This is a genomic window from Frondihabitans sp. PhB161, from assembly GCF_003814635.1.
Taxonomy (GTDB): domain Bacteria; phylum Actinomycetota; class Actinomycetes; order Actinomycetales; family Microbacteriaceae; genus Frondihabitans.
On sequence record NZ_RKQW01000003.1, the window covers coordinates 406,597 to 424,562 of the forward strand.

The following is a 17,966-nucleotide window of genomic DNA, read 5'->3' on the forward strand; positions in this document are numbered from 1 at the left end:
ACGTGTCGAGGGTAGTGCAGAAGTCTGGTCGAATAGTCTCATGACCTCGTACCGCGAACGCCTCTCCCCGCCCCCGCAAGTCTTCGTGGCTCTCCTGCTCGTGGTGCCGGCGTCGGTGCTGGTCTTCCTACCCATCAACGTGCCCGTCGGCTGGGGTGTCGGAATCGCCCTCTTCGTCGGATTCGGGCTGGCGCTCTGGTTCGGCTCCCCCGTGCTGACGGTCGCCGAGGAGGGCTTCCGGGCCGGCCGGGCCATTCTCTATCCCGGTGAAATAGGAGCGGCCGCCGCCTTCTCGGGTGAGGAGGCGACGGCCGAACGCGGTGTGCGTCTCGATGCTCGTGCGTGGACCTTGTTTCGCGGCTGGGTCAAGCCGGTGATCAAGATCGGGCTGACCGACCCCAGCGACCCGGCTCCTTACTGGCTCGTCTCGACGAGACATCCGGAGCGGTTGTCGCTCGCGATCGACGCGATCAGGCCGCGCACTCCAGGCAGATAGGCCCGAGTTTGGTCTCGTGGTCGAGCTGCGAGCGGTGCTTCACCAGGAAGCACTCGACGCAGGTGAATTCGTCGGCCTGAGGGGGCAAGACGACGACCTCGAGGTCGAGGTCGCTGAGATCTTGCCCGGCGAGTTCGAAGCTCCCGGGGTTGTCGGCGTCGTCGACGTCGACCACACCCGACATCTTGTCGGGAACCCGCTCTTTCAGCGCCTCGATCGACTCAGAATCGTCGTCGTTCTTTCGAGGTGCGTCGTAGTCGGTGGCCATGCCCATCCAGTTCTGTACTCATATTCGCCCGAAGATCAGGGTCTGATACCCAAATCGGCGGGCACAGTTTGCACCAATCGATGATCAATAGCAAACCAGCCCGCGCGGCCGTCTTTGTCGTCTCACGCCGCAGCAAATGAACTTGCGGCGCGCCCGCGTTATTCCCCGGAATTCCGGGAGTTCCGTGGCATCCTCACTGGTGAATCGCGACGGCGGAAGGCGTGAGGCATGCAGGAGTTAAAGGTCATCGGAGTGGAGAGCGGCGCGCTGCTCGTCGCCACCGACGCCGGGAGCGAATTCCGGTTGCCCGTCACGCAGTCCCTGCAGTCGCAACTGCGGCAGGCCGGGCCCGACCAGGCCCCCGTCGTGCAGAAGGTCTCGCCCCGTGAGATCCAGTCGAGCATTCGCGCCGGCCGTACCGCCCAGCAGGTCGCCGACGAGACGGGTGCCGACGTCGTCTACGTGCGTCGTTTCGAAGGCCCTGTGCTCGACGAGCGCAATTTTGTGCTCGAATCGGCCCGATCCGTGCCGGTGAGCGTCGCCGGTGGCGTGGACGCCCTCGGTGAGTCCTCGCGGTTCGGCGAGGTCATCGATTCGCGCCTCGACGAGTCGAGTGCCACTGACCGCGAATGGACGGCGTTCAAAGACGCCTCGGTCGGCTGGATCATCCGTGTCACCTACACGACCAGCGAGGTGGAGCGCGACGCCGCCTGGCGTTTCGAGCCCAAGAAACAGTCTCTCGCCCCGCACGCCGGAGACGCCCACACTCTTTCCCGTCAAGACGCCGACCACTCGAGCCTCGTGCCCCGCCTCCGCGCGGTAGCAGCCCAGGCTGAGCCGCAGACCCGGGGTTCGGTTGACACCGAGGCCGCGGCCGGCTCCGACGAGCACACCGGAGACACGGGGCGGTTCGACAGCGGCGCGTTCGAGCCTCTGCCGGATGTGCCCGAGACGGTCGTGCCGGATCCTTCGGTCGGTTCTGCCTCTGCGCGCGCCCGTGACGGTTGGAGTGCCGCGTCGGTGGCTGCGATGAACCGCGCTCCCGAGAGCGAGTCGTCTCACAATCAGACCGCCGACCTGCTCGAGGCCCTGCGTCGACGCCGAGGCGAACGCGAGGCCGCGCGCTTCGACGACGACTCCCCGTCTCGCGCCGCTCATCCGTCGACCGGCTCGATCCGGGTCGTGGACGTTCCGCTCGACGAGTTCGACGACGGTAGCGAGTCCGAGACGTCGAGTGAGCCTGTGCGCCCTGCCGTCCTCCGACCGAAGGTCGTGCCCGATGGGCGACGAGGATCCGAGGCGCCGGCCTCGTCTCCGGCGCCCGAGCCTCGACAGAAGTCGATCCAGTCGCGCGGCCGCAAGGGTCGCGCGTCGATGCCGAGTTGGGACGAGATCGTCTTCGGTGCCCGCTCGGACGACGATCCGGCCTGAGCCTTCTCTGGCGTCCTTTGGCAGGATGCCGACGTTGAGTGGCGTGCCTGCCAGTCGTGGTCGACTTCGTGTGTCCCTACGGTGAGGGCATGACCGATCTCCTCACGCCGCCTACGCCGATCGCAGCGGCTTCCCTCGATGTCGCCCGCCGCTGGCTCTCCCCCGAACTCGTGAACCACTCCGTGCGTTCGTGGGCCTGGGCCTCGCTCCTGGCTCGCGCCGAGGGGCGCTCTTTCGATGACGAGCTCCTGTTCGTCGCGGCCATGCTGCACGATGCCGGTGTCGCGCCGCACTTCGACGCGCACGAGGTCGCATTCGAGGAGGCCGGAGGTGCAGTCGCGGCGGTCTTCGGGGCGGGAGCCGGCTGGTCGCCCGCGCGCTCGGAGCGGGTGCGCGAAATCATCGAGCGGCACATGTGGCGTTCCGTCGACCCGGCGCTCGACGTGGAGGGCTACCTGCTCGAACTCGCGACGACAGTCGACGTGCGGGGAGACGGTGCGTCGCGGTGGCAGGAGGCCGACCTCCGCTCGATCACGGCCCGGGTGCCTCGCCTCGACTTCGGTCGATCCTTCGACGCGTCGATCGCCGCGCAGGCGGCGCGCAAGCCCGAAACGGCTGCTGTGCGGCTGCACGCGAGCGGTGGTGTGGCGGCGGGGACGGCGTTCTGGGATGCGTTCGCGGCGACGGGTTCGTGATGCCGATGCGGGCCGGTGACGTTTCGTGGTCGCTGTGTTCTAGGCGTCAGGTTCCGCCAGCCCGCCAGCCCGCCAGCCCGCCAGCCCGCCGCACCGACCCGACGATCCGCACGAGCGCCCCCCGCCGCCACCGGAGTCGGCCGGCGCTCCTGAATTCAGGTGCCCTCTCGGAGGCGACCTGAACTCCGGTGAATACGAGTCGGTGAATCCTGACGGCCTTACGCTGCCGCCTCACACTCCTGAATGAGTGCCATGGCCTCCTGAGTGGTGACAGCGCACCTCAATTCAGGAAGCAGGCGATGCGCCGCCCACCGCCCTACCAAACCGTGCCGACCTACGCGAACGCCCCGAAACGCGCCAAGGGCACCTGCGTCTCTTCCGCCGACCACGACCCGTGCTGCCCGACCATGCCGCGGCCACGCACGTCGGCGTCGGCGTAATAGGCGATGCCCTTTCGTGCGGCGACGAGCAGATCACCGATCCGGGGCCTCACCGAGGTATCAACCGGGCCGAACCATCCGGCCTCGATCGCCTCGTCGCGCGTGACCACCCACGAGCGGGCGTCCTCCGACTCGTGCCAGGCGGCAACGAGCCTTGAGCGAGCGTCGTCGTCGAGGCCTGGCTCGAAGTGTAGCTGCAGGCAACGCGGCTCTCCCGCGAAGTGCCGCACGCCCTCGACCAGCTCGGGGCGGTGGCCGTATAGAACGTGCTTCGCCGGATTGATGTCGACCATGCCGTGGTCGGCCGTGACCACGACAGCCTGATCGCGCTTGAGGCCCGACACGAGGGTGCGTAGCTGCGAGTCGACGAGCTCGAGGGCGGCCGACCACTGCGGCGACTCCCACCCGTACTTGTGACCGGCGACATCGAGCTCGGGAACGTAGAGGTACGACAGCGAGGGCGCCGCCTCGCGGAGCACCGCGCCCGCCGCCTCGAACCGTGCTTCGACCGATTCGGCCGAGCGGTATTCCGCGCCGCGCAGGATCGCCTTCGTGAGACCGGAGTGGGCGTAGCGGGAGGGGCCGATCGCGAACGCTCGGATGTTCTGCCCGGGCGAGCCGTCGGATCCTGCGCTCGTCTCTGTGCTCTTCTCAGCGGTCACCCGCTCGAAGATGGTCGGCACGCGTTGCCAGGTCGCCGGATCCATTCGCGAATCCCAGCCCGACAGCTGCTTGACCACCCGATCGTGCTCGGGGTCGAGCACGCTGTAGCCGACCAGGCCGTGCTCGCCGGGCAGCACGCCCGTGGTGATCGTGGCGATCGACGAGGCCGTCGTCGTCGGAAAACCAGAGAAGAGAGGCGTCGCGGCCGCTGCCAGAGTGCGCGCGTAGCCGGCGCGCTGCTTCAGAGCCGAGGATCCGAGCCCGTCCACGATCAGCACGACCACCTGGCGCGCCGGCGCGAACCCCAACCTGTTCTCCACACCCCTGAGGGCCGCTACGCAGCTGGGGAGAACGTCGGCCAGGCTCCAGGCCGAGGGGTCTCTCGCCGGTACCATGGTGCTCATCGGCCCCAGTCTGGCACAGCGCTCGGCCGCCGGTTTCGCCCCCGATCCCCCTGCAGTGAGAGTTCATGACGACGACCGACAGCACCGGCTCCTCCCCCACGGGCGAGCGCATCGAAGAGATCGATGTCTCGAGTGAGATGCAGGGGTCGTTCCTCGAGTACGCGTACTCGGTCATCTACTCCCGCGCCCTGCCTGACGCCCGTGACGGGCTCAAGCCGGTGCAGCGCCGCATCCTCTACATGATGAGCGAGATGGGCCTCCGCCCCGAGCGCGGTCACGTCAAGAGCGCTCGCGTCACCGGCGAGGTCATGGGCAAGCTCCACCCGCACGGCGACTCGGCGATCTACGACGCCCTGGTGCGACTCGCCCAAGACTTCACGATGCGCCTGCCGACCATCGACGGGCACGGCAACTTCGGTTCGCTCGACGACCCGCCCGCCGCCGCCCGCTACACCGAGGTTCGACTCGCCCCTGCTGCGATGGCGATGAACGAGGGGCTCGGCGAAGACGTCGTCGACTTCGTTCCCAACTACGACAACCAGCTGATGCAGCCCGAGGTGCTGCCTGCGGCGTTCCCGAACCTTCTCGTGAACGGCGGCTCGGGTATCGCGGTGGGCATGGCCACCAACATGGCGCCGCACAACCTCGTCGAAGTGATCGGAGCCGCCCGGCACCTCATCGAGCACCCGGAGGCGACCCTTGACGACCTGATGGCCTTCGTGCCCGGGCCCGACCTGCCGACCGGAGGCACCATCGCCGGGCTGGCCGGAGTCCGCGACGCGTATGCGACCGGGCGCGGCAGCTTCAAGGTCCGCGCCAAGGTCTCGATCGAAAACCTTACGGCCCGCAAGAAGGGGCTCGTCTTCACCGAGCTGCCCTACATGATCGGCCCCGAGAAGATCATCGAGAAGGTCAAAGACGGCGTCAACGCGAAGAAGCTCACGGGCATCTCCGACATCAACGACTTCAGCGACCGCCACCACGGCATGCGCTTGATCATCGACATCAAGACCGGGTTCAGCCCCGAGGCCGTGCTTGAGCAGCTCTACCGGCACACGCCCCTCGAAGACGGCTTCAGCATCAACAACGTGGCGCTTGTCGAGGGGCAGCCCCGCACACTAGGTCTGAAAGAGCTCCTCGAGGTCTACGTCGCGCATCGACTCGAGGTCGTCACCCGCCGGAGCCGCTACCGCCTGCAGAAGCGCGAAGACCGCCTCCACCTCGTTGAGGGCCTGCTCATCGCGATCCTCGACATCGACGAGGTCATCCAGGTCATCCGCACGAGCGACGACTCCGAGGCGGCGAAGACGCGGCTCCGCGAGGTCTTCGATCTCTCCGACCTGCAGGCCGAGTACATCCTCGAGCTCCGTCTGCGTCGCCTCACGAAGTTCAGCCGGATGGAGCTCGAGGCGGAGCGCGACGAGTTGCTGGCCGCGATCGCGTCGCTTCGCGAGCTGCTGTCCGATCCCGCCAAGTTGCGGGCGCTGGTGTCGAGCGAACTGGCCGACATCGCCGACGAATACGGCACCCCGCGCCGCACACTCCTCACCGAGGCAGCGCCGTCGGTCGCCTCGACTCGCAAGAACGCCCCCGTCGTCGAAGTCGCCGATGTCCCGACGCGCGTGTATCTGTCGACCACTGGCCGTCTTCTCCGAGTCGACCTCCAGGATCCCGCGGCCGCCGACACCGAGTCCGGCGCAGGGCCCGTCCCCCCGTCGCGCCGCACCAAGCACGACGCGATCCGCTCCAGCGTCACGACGACGACCCGGGCCGAGATCGGCGCGGTCACCTCGACCGGTCGTCTCATTCGCTTCTCGCCCGTCGATCTACCGGCCGCTCCCCCGACGTCGGTGCAGCTCGGCGCGGGCGTGCCGGTCAAAGATTATCTGGGCCTCTCGTCGGCGAGCTCTCCCGCCTCCGAGAAGGTGCTCGCCCTCGTCTCGCTCGACTCCGCCGACCCGGTCGCTCTCGGCACGGCTCAGGGCGTCGTGAAGCGAGTCACGCCGGGCGCCTGGCCGTCGAAGCCGGAGTTCCCCGTGATTGCGCTCAAGCCCGGCGACTCCGTGGTGGGCGTGGCGCAGGGCCCCGACTCCGACGAGCTCGTCTTTGTCACCACCTCGACGCAGCTGCTGCGCTACCCCGCTGCCCTCGTTCGCCCCCAGGGCACGGCCGGTGGCGGTGTCGCCGGTATCTCGCTGGCGGCCCGGGCGACCGTGCTGTTCTTCGGCGCCGTCCCCGCCACGGCATCCGCCGTCGTCGCGACCATCTCGACGTCAGCTGCGACCATCGCCGGCGCCGACCCGGGCCGGGCCAAGATCAGCGACTTCGCCGACTACCCCGCGAAGGGTCGAGCCACGGGTGGCGTTCGGGCCCATGCTCTGCTCAAGGGCGAAGACGGGCTTTCCGTGGCGTGGGTCGGCGTGGCGCCCGCCATCGCGGTGGCCGCCGACGGCGGCGTCCGTAAGCTGCCCGAGACGCTCGCGAGGCGCGATGCCTCGGGCACACCGCTCGACACGGTCGTCGGATCGATCGGCGGCGCGGTCTCGTAGCTTCGGCTTCGCGGCAGTTTGGCGTCTGGCCGAGGTTGGTGCCGGGTGAAGTGACGCGGTTCAGCCTCGTCCACGTGGCGCTCCGCGTCAGGTTGGCCGATCCGCGTCGGTTTGGTGTGCGGCGGAGGTCGGCGCCGAGTGAAGTGACGCGGTTCGGCCTTTTCGACGTGGCGCGCCGCGTCGAGTTGGCCGATCCGCGTCGGGTTGGAGTGCGTCGGGGTTGGCGCGGGGCGAGGTGACGTGAACCGGCCGACGGCACACCGCCGCGGCGCGCGAGGTCGGCCGATTCGCGTCGGTTTGGTGTGCGGCGGAGGTCGGCGCCGAGTGAAGTGACGCGGTTCGGCCTTTGCGACGTGGCGCGCCGCGTCGGGTTGGCCGATTCGCGTCGGGTTGGCGTGGGGTGGGGTTGGCGCCGGGCGAGGTGACGTGAATCGGCCAGTGTCACACCGCCGCGGCGCGCGAGGTCGGCCGATCCGCGTCGGTTTGGCGTGCGGCCGAAGTCGGCGCCGAGTGAAGTGACGCGGTTCGACCTTTTCGACGTGGCGCGCCAAGGCAGGTTGGCCGATTCGCGTCGGTTAGCAAGCAGCACCAGCACCAGCACCAGCCGCACCAACCCCCTACGTGTCGATCCGCTCCCGCGCCAGCCCGGCACCCTCGATGATGAACTCCTTGCGGGGCGCGACGTCGTTGCCCATCAGCAGTTCGAAGACCCGGCCGGCGTTCTCGGCGTCTTCGACCTTGACGCGGCGGAGCATGCGGCCGGCGCGGTCCATCGTGGTGGTGGCAAGCTGCTCGGCATCCATCTCACCGAGGCCCTTGTAGCGCTGGATGGGATCCTGGTATTTCTTGTTCGTTCTCTTCAGGCCGGCGAGAACGCCCTGCAGCTCTTGCTCGGAGTACGTGTAGATCGTCTCGTTCGGCTTCGACCCGGGGTTGATGACGACGACGCGGTGCAGCGGGGGCACGGCGGCGAAGACTCGGCCGGCCTCGATCATCGGGCGCATGTAGCGGAAGAAGAGGGTGAGCAGCAGGGTACGGATGTGGGCGCCGTCGACATCGGCATCGCTCATGATGATGACCTTGCCGTAGCGTGCCTGGTCGAGGTCGAACGAGCGACCGGAGCCGGCGCCGATCACTTGGATGATCGACGCGCACTCGAGGTTCGACAGCATGTCGCTGACGGAGGCCTTCTGCACGTTGAGGATCTTGCCTCGGATCGGCAGGAGCGCCTGGTACTCGCTGTTGCGGGCAGCACGGGCTGTTCCGAGTGCCGAGTCGCCCTCGACGATGAAGAGCTCGCTGGTGCCGACGTCGTTCGAGCGGCAGTCGACCAGTTTGGCCGGCAGCGACGACGATTCGAGCGCGTTCTTGCGGCGCTGGGTCTCTTTGTGGGCGCGCGCGGCGATGCGTGACTTCATCTCGACGACGATCTTGTCGAGCACGGCTGCCGTCTGCCTTTTGTCGTCGCGCTTGGTCGAGGCGAACAGGTCGGCCATCGCCTTGGCGACGACGTTCGACACGATGGCGCGCACGGCCGGGGTGCCGAGCACCTCTTTCGTCTGGCCCTCGAACTGCGGTTCGGGCAGCCGGACGGTCAGCACAGCGGTGAGCCCCGCCATGATGTCGTCTTTCTCGAGCTTGTCGGTGCCGACCTTGAGGCGACGGGCGTTGGCGTCGACCTGCTGCTTGAGGAACTTCAGCAACCCCGCGTCGAACCCGGCCTGGTGCGAACCGCCCTTGGGCGTCGCGATGATGTTGACGAAGCTGCGCGTGACCGTTTCGTAGCCGTCGCCCCAGCGGAGAGCGATGTCGACCTCGCACTCGCGTGCGACCTCGGTCGACACCATGTGGCCTTTGTCGTCGAGCACCGGCACCGTCTCGGTGTATTTGCCGGTGCCCTGCAGTCGCCAGGTGTCGGTGATCGCCTTGTCGGTGGCGAGGAAGTCGGCAAACTCCGAGATGCCGCCCTCGTACGAGAACAGCTGCTCGACGGGCTCGCCGTCTTCGGTGGTGGCCGTCGTGATCGGGCGTTCGTCGCGAATGCGAATCGCGAGGCCCGGCACGAGGAACGCCGTCTGCTGGGCCCGGCTGACGAGGTCTTCGAGTCGGAACGCCGCGCCCTTGGTGAAGATCTGACGGTCGGCCCAGTAGCGCACCCGAGTGCCGGTCGCCCCCTTGGCGGCCTTACCGGCCACCCGGAGCACACTCCCCTTCTCGAATGGCGCGAAGGGGGCGTCGGGCGCGGGGGCGCTCGTACCGTCGTCGAAGGTGCCGGGCTCGCCCCGATGGAACGACATCGCGTGCGTCTTGCCGCCACGGTCGACCTCGACGTCAAGCCGCTCCGAGAGCGCGTTGACGACGGACGCGCCGACCCCGTGCAGACCACCGGACGCTGCGTAGGATCCGCCTCCGAACTTACCGCCGGCATGAAGCTTCGTGAAGACGACCTCGACGCCCGTCAGCCCGGTCTTCGGCTCGATGTCGACGGGGATGCCTCGCGCCGTGTCGCGGACTTCGACGCTGTCGTCGGCATGGAGGATCACGTCGATCGACGAGCCGTGCCCACCGAGCGCTTCGTCGACGGCATTGTCGATGATTTCCCAGAGGCAGTGCATGAGGCCGCGCGAGTCGGTGGAGCCGATGTACATGCCCGGCCGCTTGCGAACGGCGTCGAGGCCCTCGAGCACTGAGAGGTGACGGGCGGAATAATCGGATGCAGCGGCGGCCACGGGACTCCTTCTGGCGACAACGGCACGCGGCCCGAAAAGAAAAGACCCGGACACGCACCGATTCAAGAATACGGGGCTCAGTGTTCTCTCACCCTCCGACACCCCCTCCGAAGCGGTCTGGGAGCCGCCCCCGGATTGGGGAGACGAGATTCGCTTCGCGGCGAGCGAAATCGGCCCAAATGTCGCACAAACGAAACGTTCGCGTGTTTTGATGGCATCTACCTACCCACGCACCACCGTTCTGGAGGAGCATCACATGTCTCAGATGGCCACCGACCACAACGCCGTCGATGAGCTCGGCCCCCAGTACCAGCTGTCCGGCGCCGACCGTTGCGACAGCTGCGGAGCCCAGGCGTACATTCGCGCGACGATGGCGACGGGTGAGCTTCTGTTCTGTGCTCACCACGGCGCCAAGTTCAAAGAGAAGCTGCAGCCCAACGCGCTGGAGTGGCTCGACGAAACCGCCAAGCTCACCGCCCACTAGTCTTCGTTTCACCAAGAAGGCCCGCTCTCCTCCTTGGAGTGCGGGCCTTCTGCCGTGATCGACTCGACGCGAGCTTGCCGTTCGGCTACATCGCTTTGAAGGCGCGCTCCAAGTTCTTCTCGATCACGAGACGTGATTGACGGGCGTACTCGTCGAGGGTCGCGTGCGCGGGCACTGCGGTATAGACACCGCCGATCCGCGAGACGGCCGAGGCGAGAACGCGATCCGTCAACTCCGGGTTGAGCGGGAGAACGGGGCCCTTCAGCTGGGTTCCGAACGAGGATCCGCGCGACACCCCCTCGGTACCGTCGCCGTTGCCGCCACCGGTGACGACCGTGCCAAACGCTGAGGCGCCAGCCGCGAGCTCGAACCGGGTCGCGTGGTCTTCGAACCCGAAGAGCGTGAGCGAGGGCCCCGAGTACGCCGTCTCGACTCGGAAGTAGTTGGCTCGACGCTTTGCTCCGCGGTGGGCCGAGGCATCGAAGAACCCGAGGCCTTCGAGGTCGGCACCTTCGCCGGAGATCCCCCGCGAGAGGAGTTCCATGCCGCCTCCGATGGCGACGACCGGCATACCGGAGTCCGCCCAATCGCTCAGCGCCTCACGGAACCGGAGGGCATCCGAGTGGATCGAACGCAGCGTCGATAGCGGCCCGGAACCGATCACGACGAGGTCGGCCCCCACGGGGAGGGAATCGCCCGGCCGGTGCTCGACGAGCTCGACGTCGAGGCCCGCCCGACGCGCGCGCTCGGCCAGAGCCACGACGTTGCCGCCGTCACCCGAGACGCCGAGCTGTTCCGGGTAGAGCTGCAGAAGGGAGAGGGTGGTCATGCGCGCTTCTCCAGATCGGGGTAGCCGAGCATCTTGCGGGCGATCATCATCTGCTCGTAGTTGACGATGAAGTTCTTGGTCTTGCTGGCGGGGGCCGGGAGCGCCCTCATCAGCTCGATGGCCTTCTCGATACGAGGCTCGACGGTGCCGATCGGAATGCCGGCGTGCTCAAGGCGGAGCGCGATCTGCCAGGCCTTCTCCCCCGACACCACGTCGACGTGGTCGAGAGACGAGAAGTCGACGTCGTAGATCCACGAGATGTCGGGCGTGCCCTCGTCGATCGCCAGCAGCACCTGCTCGGGGGCGTCCGTGAGGGCATCGAGGTTGAGCTGTAGGCTCGCCGCGTTCTTGAACATGACGAACTCGGCTTCGTCGGTGCCGATCTTGAGTCGCTCGCCACGCCCGTAGGCAGGCTTCATAGCGGCGAATGCCGCCACGGCTTTCGACTCGTCGAACTCGGACCCTAGCGCGACACGCGCCGTCTGGATGGCAGCGGCCGCGTCGACCGCGTAGTGCAGGCCCTTGGCGGGGAGGCGGATGTCGAGGGACGAGGATCCGCCACCCGTCGCTCGGCTCAGCGCGATGGTGGCACCCTGCGCCGACAGCGCCCTGACCTCGGCCTCGGCGTGCAGTGGCGCGGATCCTTCGGTCTGGCCGCCGAAGGCGGAGGCGTTCTGGAGGCCGTGCGGCGCCTCGGCCACGAGCTCGGTGGACGCACCGAAGCGGGTGACGTCGAGGGTGCTGCTCGTGAACGGGCCGAGGTACTCGTCATCGCGGTTGGTCACGACGTGGGTGCCCGCTGTGGCGGCCGTGTCGGTCATCATGTCGGCGACGCGAGAGGTCTCGTAGAAGCGGTAGAGCTGGTCGACCTGCACGTTGAGCATGAGCACGGTCGACGGGTGGAGGTGCCCGGAGAGCTCGACGGCGAACGCCTCGTCGACCTCGAGCACGCCGACGTCGGCCTTCAGTTTGCCGAAGATGCTGACCTCGGAAAGGAGCGCCGACGCAATGCCCTGGGGCAGGTTGGCACCGGTCGGGTTGGTGAAGACCCGGAGCCCGTGCGCCCGCATGACGTCGGAGAGCATGTGCGTGGTCGTCGACTTGCCGTTCGAGCCCAGCACGAAGAGCACGCCGCGGTCGAACTGCTTCGTCACGTCGGTGAGAAACGAGGGAAGCAGTTTGAGCACCAGGTAGCCCGGATACGCCGACCCGCCCCCTCGGGCTCTCGCGATGATGCGGACGAGACGCCCGAGGAGGATGGGGAGAACGTACTTCATCGGATTCCTAGGGTCGTCGGCTTCGGTGAACGCGATGCCGGTTTACTCGAGGCGGTCGAACGCTTTCGATTTACTCGAGGCGGTCGAAAGCGGGAGCAGCGCCGGACGGCCGGAGCTTGTCGGAGGTCCGGTGCCGCGGACGCTTTCGGCCTATTCCAAATAGTCGCGGAGAGACTGCGACCGCGACGGGTGACGAAGCTTCGCCATCGTCTTCGACTCGATCTGACGGATGCGCTCGCGCGTCACGCCGAAGGTGTCGCCGATCTGGTCGAGAGTCTTCGGCATGCCGTCGCCGAGGCCGAAGCGCATGCGAATCACGCCGGCTTCGCGCTCGGAGAGGCTGTCGAGGAGCGACTCGAGCTGCTTCTGCAGCATCGTGAAGCCGACGGCGTCGGCCGGAACGACCGCTTCGGTGTCTTCGATGAGGTCACCGAACTCGCTGTCACCGTCTTCACCGAGCGGGGTGTGGAGGGAGATCGGCTCGCGGCCGTACTTCTGCACCTCGACGACCTTCTCGGGCGTCATGTCGAGTTCGCGCGAGAGCTCTTCGGGAGTGGGCTCGCGGCCGAGATCTTGAAGCATCTGACGCTGAACGCGGGCCAGCTTGTTGATGACCTCGACCATGTGTACGGGGATGCGGATGGTGCGCGCCTGATCGGCCATGGCGCGCGTGATCGCCTGACGGATCCACCAGGTGGCGTAGGTCGAGAACTTGAAGCCCTTGGTGTAGTCGAACTTCTCGACCGCACGGATGAGACCGAGGTTGCCCTCTTGAATGAGGTCGAGGAACTGCATTCCGCGACCGGTGTAGCGCTTGGCGAGGCTGACGACGAGGCGGAGGTTGGCGCCGAGCAGGTGGCTCTTGGCACGCTGGCCGTCTCGCGACACCCAGCGCAACTCGCGCTCGAGCTCTTTCGAGAGCCCGGTCGAGTTGGCCAGCTTGTCGTCGGCGAACAGACCCGCCTCGATGCGCATGGCGAGCTCGACCTCTTCGGCCGCATTCAGCAGCGCGACTTTACCGATCTGCTTCAAATAGTCTTTGACCGGGTCGGCGGTGGCGCCGGTGATGGTCGACGAGTAGACGGGGATCTCGTCGTCGTCGTCTTGCGAGATGACGAGCGCCCCGGTCGGCAGAACCTCTTCGGCGGCCTTGACCGCGGTGTCGGCGCTGTCGTCGGTCGACTCGGTGTCGTCGCCGTCGACCGCCTCGACGGCTTCGGCGGCAGGTTCGACGTCGGACTCGTCGTCGTCGCTCTTGGCCGTCTTCTTGGTCGCCTTGGCGGGGGCCGCCTTCGCGGTCGCCGCCTTGGCCGGTGCCTTCTTGGCGGGCGCCCGCTTGGCGGGTGCCTTCTTGACCGGGGCCGTAGCGGCGTCGGTCTCGGTAGTAGTGGAGGTCTCGACGGTTTCGTCGGCGACGGTGGCCTTGGTGCGAGTAGCCATTGGTGCACCTTTCACTCGGGCTTCGTAAAGCTGGGGAGGTGCCCAATGTCACTGATCCGGGTCGAAGACGCCCCCTGGCGCCATCAATTGGGCACTGTCTGTCTTTTCAGGCAGAACTCTGCTTTCAGGCCGAACTCCGCTTACAGGCAGAACTCCGCTTTTCGGCAGAACTAGGACCCATGTCAAGCCCTCGACATTTCGCCGAAGACAGGAAAGGGTCCGTGAGTAATTATTGCACGCCGCAGGCCGAACCGTTTACAGGGCCGCGGGATCCTGGTAGTGGAACAAGTCGTCAGCGCCCCGCGCGAGCGCGCATCCTTCGTGACAGTGCAACCCAGACCGGTCCCACTTCTATTCCTTCTTCGAGGTGCATGCGGCGCCTCGTGCGACGCCGATCGACGATGAGACCGGCGACGCCGAGCCCGATGACGACGTACTGCACCAGGAAGGCGATGCGGAAGCCCGACCACGAGAAGAGCGGTGACGGGTCGCCCACCGCGACACCGTGAGAGTGAACCGCGTCGAGTACGACCCCGATGAGGAACATCATCACGAAGCTGGCGAGGAATCCTCCGACATTGACGATGCCGTTCGCGACACCGAGGCTTCGAAGCGGATTGAAGGTGCGCGCGAAGTCGAACCCGATCAAGGATCCCGGCCCACCGGCCCCGAGGACGACCACCAGCACGATCACCAGCCAGTGCGGCGGAACCCCCGGCCAGGCCAGCACGGCCGTCCACACCAGGCCGATGATCGAGACGATGCCGAGAACGAGATTCGAGCGGCGAAGGGGGAACCGCGCGCTCAGGAGGCCGAGGATCGGCCCGGCCACGACGCCGGTGATGACGAGCAGGGCAAGAAGCCCGGACGCCTCGCCCCTCGAGAATCCGAGACCGCCGACCAGCGCGGGAACACCCCACAGCAGACTGAAGGTCGTGCCCGACGACTGAGTGACGTAGTGCGACCAGAATCCGAGACGGGTGCCCGGCCTCTTCACGCTCTCGACGAGTTGCCTGCCCGCGGTGGCCCACGACGAGACGACCGGCTGCCCGACCTGCCCCGCCGGCGCGTTGCGCACCACGCCGAGCAGAACGATCACCGAGAGCACGGCGACGGCCGCGGCGCTGAGGAACGCGGGAGACCAGCCGCGCGAGTGCAGCACGACCGCGAAGGGGACGGCGGAGAGGATCTGCCCCACCTGGCCGATGTTGCCGGTCCACTGCGAGACCTGCGGCAGAATCGGGCCGCGGAACCACGACGGGAGCAGCCGGATTACCGAGATGAAGGTGAGCGCATCACCGGCACCGACGAGCATGCGTCCCACTATGGCGAGACCGAGATGGGGCGGCGAAACGCCGACGACGGTCTGGCCGAGAGCCAGCACCGCGGCGCCGACAACCAGCAGCGCGCGCGGCCCGACACGATCGAGCATCACGCCCACGGGAATCTGCAGAGCCGCGTAGACCACGATCTGGGCGACGGCGAGAGTCGAGAGGGTCGACGCCGAGATGTCGAAGACGTGCTGGGCGTCGACGCCGGCGACTCCGAGGGACGAGCGCTGGAGCACGGCCACCACGTAGGCGAAGACGGCTGCGCCCCAGACGAGCCAGGCGCGCTTGGAATTCACCCGACCAGGTTACCGACCCGTCAGGTCACGCCTCGTCGTCGCGGGGGCGCGAGGCCAAGAACTTCTCGAGCTCGGCGGCGATCGAATCGGCGCTCGGCACCTGCCCGTCGAGGCCGACGAGCGGCGACGGAAGCGGGTTGCCCTCCATGTACGTGTCGTGGCGCTCTTCGAGCGTCTCGACGAGACGGCTCAGCTCGGTGTTGCCGGCGACCTGCTCGTCGACTTTGACCAGGAAGTCGCGGCCCTGCTCACGCAGGTCGTCGGTCGGGAAGATGAGGCCGGTCGCTGCGCTGATGCTCGAGAGCGCCGTCACCGCGGCGTCGGGGAATTCCGTGTCGGCGAGGTAGTGCGGCACGAGCAGCACGAACCCGGCGGTGGGGTGACCGCCCGAGGTGAGCCGGTGCTCGACGAGATGAAGGGCGTTGGCCGGTGCCTGCGTCGTGGGGCGCCAGACCGACAGCGACTCGATGAGATCGGTGCGATTGCCCGAGACGGTGACTCCGAGTTCGCGCGTGTGCGGCACCGGCATCGGGATCGCCTGCACCCAGGTGGTCGTCGCCATCTCGTAGCGCTGGATCAGCTGGATGACGGCACTCGTGAACTGGTTCCAGCGGAAGTCGGGTTCGAAGCCGGAGAGAAGCAGGAAGGGCTGCCCGATCTCGTCTTTCATGAGGCGGAGCGTCAACGTCGCCGCCTGGTAATCGGAAATATGATCCTGGTCAAACGTGATGATGGGGCGCCGGGCCCGGTAGTCGAGGAGGACGTCGGCGTCGAAGGTCGCCACGATCTCGCCCTCGAGCGACTCGGTGAGGTACTGGGTCAGCTGCGCGACCGTCGATCCGGCGTCGGCGAAGCCGGTCAGGCCGGCGACCAGCGGCAGGCCGGTCGGGATACCCGTGGCACCGGGAGAAAGCTCGTACAGGTCTGCGGGTTCGGACATCCTTCAATGCTAGGCACGGGCGGTCGACGCCACGCCCTTCGAGGGAATGCTGACAGCGAACGTGCCGCCCGGACTCCCATAAAGTGGCTGGTATGACCGTTCCGAAGCTCTCCGTCTCATCCGAACTCACCGCAGCCGACGTCTTCGTCATCGGCGTCGTTCCCGGCACGGGCGACGACGCTCCCACCCTGCTGTGGGATGCACCCGAGCTGGCCGATGCGCTCAAGGGTCTCGGCGTTTCAGGCGGACGCGACGAGGTGACGAGGTTGCCGGCCTCGTCTCTCGGATCCTCGTCGTCGTCGGTCTCGCCCGTCGCGACCATCGCGCTCGTCGGGCTCGGCGCCGCCGTCTCGATCGAGACGCTCCGGTACGCCGCAGGTTCTGCCGCGCGCCAGCTCACCGGCCGCACCCGCGTCGCCTTCGGTCTTCCCGTCGCCGACGACGCCGAGGCCCTGGCCGTGCTCGAGGGTGCCGCCATCGGCGCGTATGCCTTCGACTCGTACCGCCATTCCTCTGCGAGCGACGCCAAAAAGGCCGTCGCCGAGGTCGATCTCGTCACGGCCACCACCATCGATGCCGCGGTGATCGCCAAGGCGGCAGCCGTGGCCCAGGCCGTCCACACCGTTCGCGACCTCGTCACCACTCCCCCGATCGACCTCTCGCCGGCCGCTCTCGCCGACGAGGCCGTGCGCCTCTCGGCCACCAAAGACGTCACCGTCACTGTGCTCGAGGGCGACGAACTCCGCGAGGCCGGCTTTGGGGGCATCGTCGGAGTGGGGCAAGGATCCGCGCGCCCGCCCCGCTTGGTCAAGGTGCAGTACGCGCCCGCCGGGGCCGCGAAGCACCTCGCCCTCGTCGGCAAGGGCATCACATACGACACGGGTGGGCTGTCGCTCAAGCCCGCCGGCGCGATGGTCGGAATGAAGTACGACATGACCGGGGCGGCCACCGTCCTGGCCGTGACGCTGGCAGCCGCCGAACTCGCCCTGCCGGTCCGCCTCACCGCGTGGCTCTGCATCTCCGAGAACATGCTCGGCGCCGACCCCATTCGCCCCGACGACGTCCTGACCATCAAGGGCGGCACCACCGTCGAAGTGACCAACACCGACGCCGAGGGTCGCCTCGTGTTGGCCGACGGCCTCGTTGCCGCCAGCGAAGAGCAGCCCGACGCCATCGTCGACGTCGCCACGCTGACCGGGGCGCAGGTCGTCGCACTCGGCATGCGCTACGTCGGCGTCATGGGAACCGACGACTTCGCGCCCCGAGTGGTCGAGGTCGCCGACGCCGCCTCCGAGCCGTTCTGGCGGGTGCCGCTGGCGCCCGAGCTTCGCACCCGGCTCAACTCCGACGTGGCCGACCTGGTGAACGCGACGCCGGGCAACACGGCCGCCGGCATGCTGCTCGCCGGGGTGTTCCTGAAGGAGTTCGTAGGCAAGAAGGAGGGCACCGACGAGCTCATCCCGTGGGCGCACCTCGATATCGCCGGGCCGAGCGAGAACAAAGCGGGCGGGTACGGCTTCACGACCAAGGGCGCGACTGGCATTACCGTGCGAACCCTGATCGACCTGGCCGCCTCGTTCTAGGTGGCGTACTAGGCTGACGGAGGCGGGAGAAACCCGCCTTCTTGCAGGGCCAGGCCGGTGTCGCCATCGAACGACGCGGTCTCGGGCACTGATCGAATGCACGAAGGAGTT

The 17,966-nt window shown here is 67.6% G+C and carries 14 protein-coding genes; 6 read left to right on the top strand and 8 right to left on the bottom strand.

Translation table 11 applies throughout. The features are described from left to right. Nucleotides 1–40 precede the first annotated feature (40 nt). Nucleotides 41–496, top strand: a complete 456-nt coding sequence (locus EDF39_RS13895; RefSeq protein WP_055958100.1) for a DUF3093 domain-containing protein — start codon at nucleotides 41–43, stop codon at nucleotides 494–496. Here the strand turns inward: EDF39_RS13895 and EDF39_RS13900 are convergent. Continuing rightward, a complete protein-coding gene (locus tag EDF39_RS13900; RefSeq protein WP_055961860.1) occupies nucleotides 471–764 on the bottom strand; it encodes a DUF4193 domain-containing protein in 294 nt (97 codons plus the stop codon). The two genes, EDF39_RS13895 and EDF39_RS13900, sit on opposite strands and share 26 nt — an antisense overlap. 228 nt (nucleotides 765–992) lie before the next feature. Here EDF39_RS13900 and sepH point away from each other — a divergent pair, with 228 nt between their 5' ends. Both sepH and EDF39_RS13910 read left to right on the top strand, forming a co-directional pair. Continuing rightward, nucleotides 993–2,195, top strand: coding sequence for a septation protein SepH (gene sepH / locus EDF39_RS13905; protein ID WP_123943967.1), 1,203 nt, complete (start codon nucleotides 993–995; stop codon nucleotides 2,193–2,195). An 89-nt stretch (nucleotides 2,196–2,284) separates the two neighbouring features. Further along, nucleotides 2,285–2,890, top strand: a complete 606-nt coding sequence (locus EDF39_RS13910) for an HD domain-containing protein (RefSeq protein WP_123943969.1) — start codon at nucleotides 2,285–2,287, stop codon at nucleotides 2,888–2,890. Nucleotides 2,891–3,224: 334 nt separating this feature from the next. Here the strand turns inward: EDF39_RS13910 and EDF39_RS13915 are convergent, their stop codons facing one another. Next, nucleotides 3,225–4,397 (bottom strand): alkaline phosphatase family protein, encoded by a 1,173-nt coding sequence (locus EDF39_RS13915; protein ID WP_199726215.1) that lies wholly within the window; start codon nucleotides 4,395–4,397, stop codon nucleotides 3,225–3,227. A 65-nt stretch (nucleotides 4,398–4,462) separates the two neighbouring features. On the opposite strand from EDF39_RS13915, the gene EDF39_RS13920 reads away from it, so the two are divergent. Then, nucleotides 4,463–6,946, top strand: coding sequence for a DNA topoisomerase (ATP-hydrolyzing) subunit A (locus EDF39_RS13920; protein ID WP_123943971.1), 2,484 nt, complete (start codon nucleotides 4,463–4,465; stop codon nucleotides 6,944–6,946). Between the two features lie 617 nt (nucleotides 6,947–7,563). Here the strand turns inward: EDF39_RS13920 and EDF39_RS13925 are convergent. Then, nucleotides 7,564–9,675: a type IIA DNA topoisomerase subunit B gene (locus EDF39_RS13925; protein WP_123943973.1), complete on the bottom strand. Its 2,112-nt coding sequence runs from the start codon at nucleotides 9,673–9,675 to the stop codon at nucleotides 7,564–7,566. A gap of 256 nt (nucleotides 9,676–9,931) precedes the next feature. On the opposite strand from EDF39_RS13925, the gene EDF39_RS13930 reads away from it, so the two are divergent. After that, a complete protein-coding gene (locus EDF39_RS13930) occupies nucleotides 9,932–10,159 on the top strand; it encodes a hypothetical protein (protein WP_055958115.1) in 228 nt (75 codons plus the stop codon). Between the two features lie 85 nt (nucleotides 10,160–10,244). Here the strand turns inward: EDF39_RS13930 and EDF39_RS13935 are convergent, their stop codons facing one another. From EDF39_RS13935 to EDF39_RS13955, 5 genes are all read right to left on the bottom strand, one after another. Further along, entirely contained in the window at nucleotides 10,245–10,988 is a 744-nt protein-coding gene (locus tag EDF39_RS13935) for a type 1 glutamine amidotransferase (protein ID WP_123943975.1), read from the bottom strand. Beyond that, entirely contained in the window at nucleotides 10,985–12,265 is a 1,281-nt protein-coding gene (locus EDF39_RS13940) for a MurT ligase domain-containing protein (RefSeq protein ID WP_123943977.1), read from the bottom strand. Before EDF39_RS13940 ends, EDF39_RS13935 begins: the two co-directional genes overlap by 4 nt. A 150-nt stretch (nucleotides 12,266–12,415) precedes the next feature. After that, entirely contained in the window at nucleotides 12,416–13,705 is a 1,290-nt protein-coding gene (locus EDF39_RS13945; RefSeq protein WP_055958124.1) for an RNA polymerase sigma factor, read from the bottom strand. Between the two features lie 292 nt (nucleotides 13,706–13,997). Beyond that, a complete protein-coding gene (locus EDF39_RS13950; RefSeq protein ID WP_055958127.1) occupies nucleotides 13,998–15,332 on the bottom strand; it encodes a nitrate/nitrite transporter in 1,335 nt (444 codons plus the stop codon). Nucleotides 15,333–15,357: 25 nt separating this feature from the next. Next, nucleotides 15,358–16,272 (bottom strand): proteasome assembly chaperone family protein, encoded by a 915-nt coding sequence (locus EDF39_RS13955; RefSeq protein WP_055958130.1) that lies wholly within the window; start codon nucleotides 16,270–16,272, stop codon nucleotides 15,358–15,360. Nucleotides 16,273–16,364: 92 nt separating this feature from the next. Between EDF39_RS13955 and EDF39_RS13960 the strand changes: the two genes are divergently transcribed. Then, nucleotides 16,365–17,855: a leucyl aminopeptidase gene (locus EDF39_RS13960; protein WP_123943979.1), complete on the top strand. Its 1,491-nt coding sequence runs from the start codon at nucleotides 16,365–16,367 to the stop codon at nucleotides 17,853–17,855. The last annotated feature ends 111 nt before the right edge of the window (nucleotides 17,856–17,966 follow it).

Coding starts and splice junctions, on each gene's coding strand:
- EDF39_RS13895 (WP_055958100.1), top strand. CDS start 41: ATGACCTCGTACCGCGAACGCCTCTCCCCGCCCCCGCAAGTCTTCGTG.
- EDF39_RS13900 (WP_055961860.1), bottom strand. CDS start 764: ATGGCCACCGACTACGACGCACCTCGAAAGAACGACGACGATTCTGAG.
- sepH (WP_123943967.1), top strand. CDS start 993: ATGCAGGAGTTAAAGGTCATCGGAGTGGAGAGCGGCGCGCTGCTCGTC.
- EDF39_RS13910 (WP_123943969.1), top strand. CDS start 2,285: ATGACCGATCTCCTCACGCCGCCTACGCCGATCGCAGCGGCTTCCCTC.
- EDF39_RS13915 (WP_199726215.1), bottom strand. CDS start 4,397: ATGAGCACCATGGTACCGGCGAGAGACCCCTCGGCCTGGAGCCTGGCC.
- EDF39_RS13920 (WP_123943971.1), top strand. CDS start 4,463: ATGACGACGACCGACAGCACCGGCTCCTCCCCCACGGGCGAGCGCATC.
- EDF39_RS13930 (WP_055958115.1), top strand. CDS start 9,932: ATGTCTCAGATGGCCACCGACCACAACGCCGTCGATGAGCTCGGCCCC.
- EDF39_RS13935 (WP_123943975.1), bottom strand. CDS start 10,988: ATGACCACCCTCTCCCTTCTGCAGCTCTACCCGGAACAGCTCGGCGTC.
- EDF39_RS13940 (WP_123943977.1), bottom strand. CDS start 12,265: ATGAAGTACGTTCTCCCCATCCTCCTCGGGCGTCTCGTCCGCATCATC.
- EDF39_RS13945 (WP_055958124.1), bottom strand. CDS start 13,705: ATGGCTACTCGCACCAAGGCCACCGTCGCCGACGAAACCGTCGAGACC.
- EDF39_RS13955 (WP_055958130.1), bottom strand. CDS start 16,272: ATGTCCGAACCCGCAGACCTGTACGAGCTTTCTCCCGGTGCCACGGGT.
- EDF39_RS13960 (WP_123943979.1), top strand. CDS start 16,365: ATGACCGTTCCGAAGCTCTCCGTCTCATCCGAACTCACCGCAGCCGAC.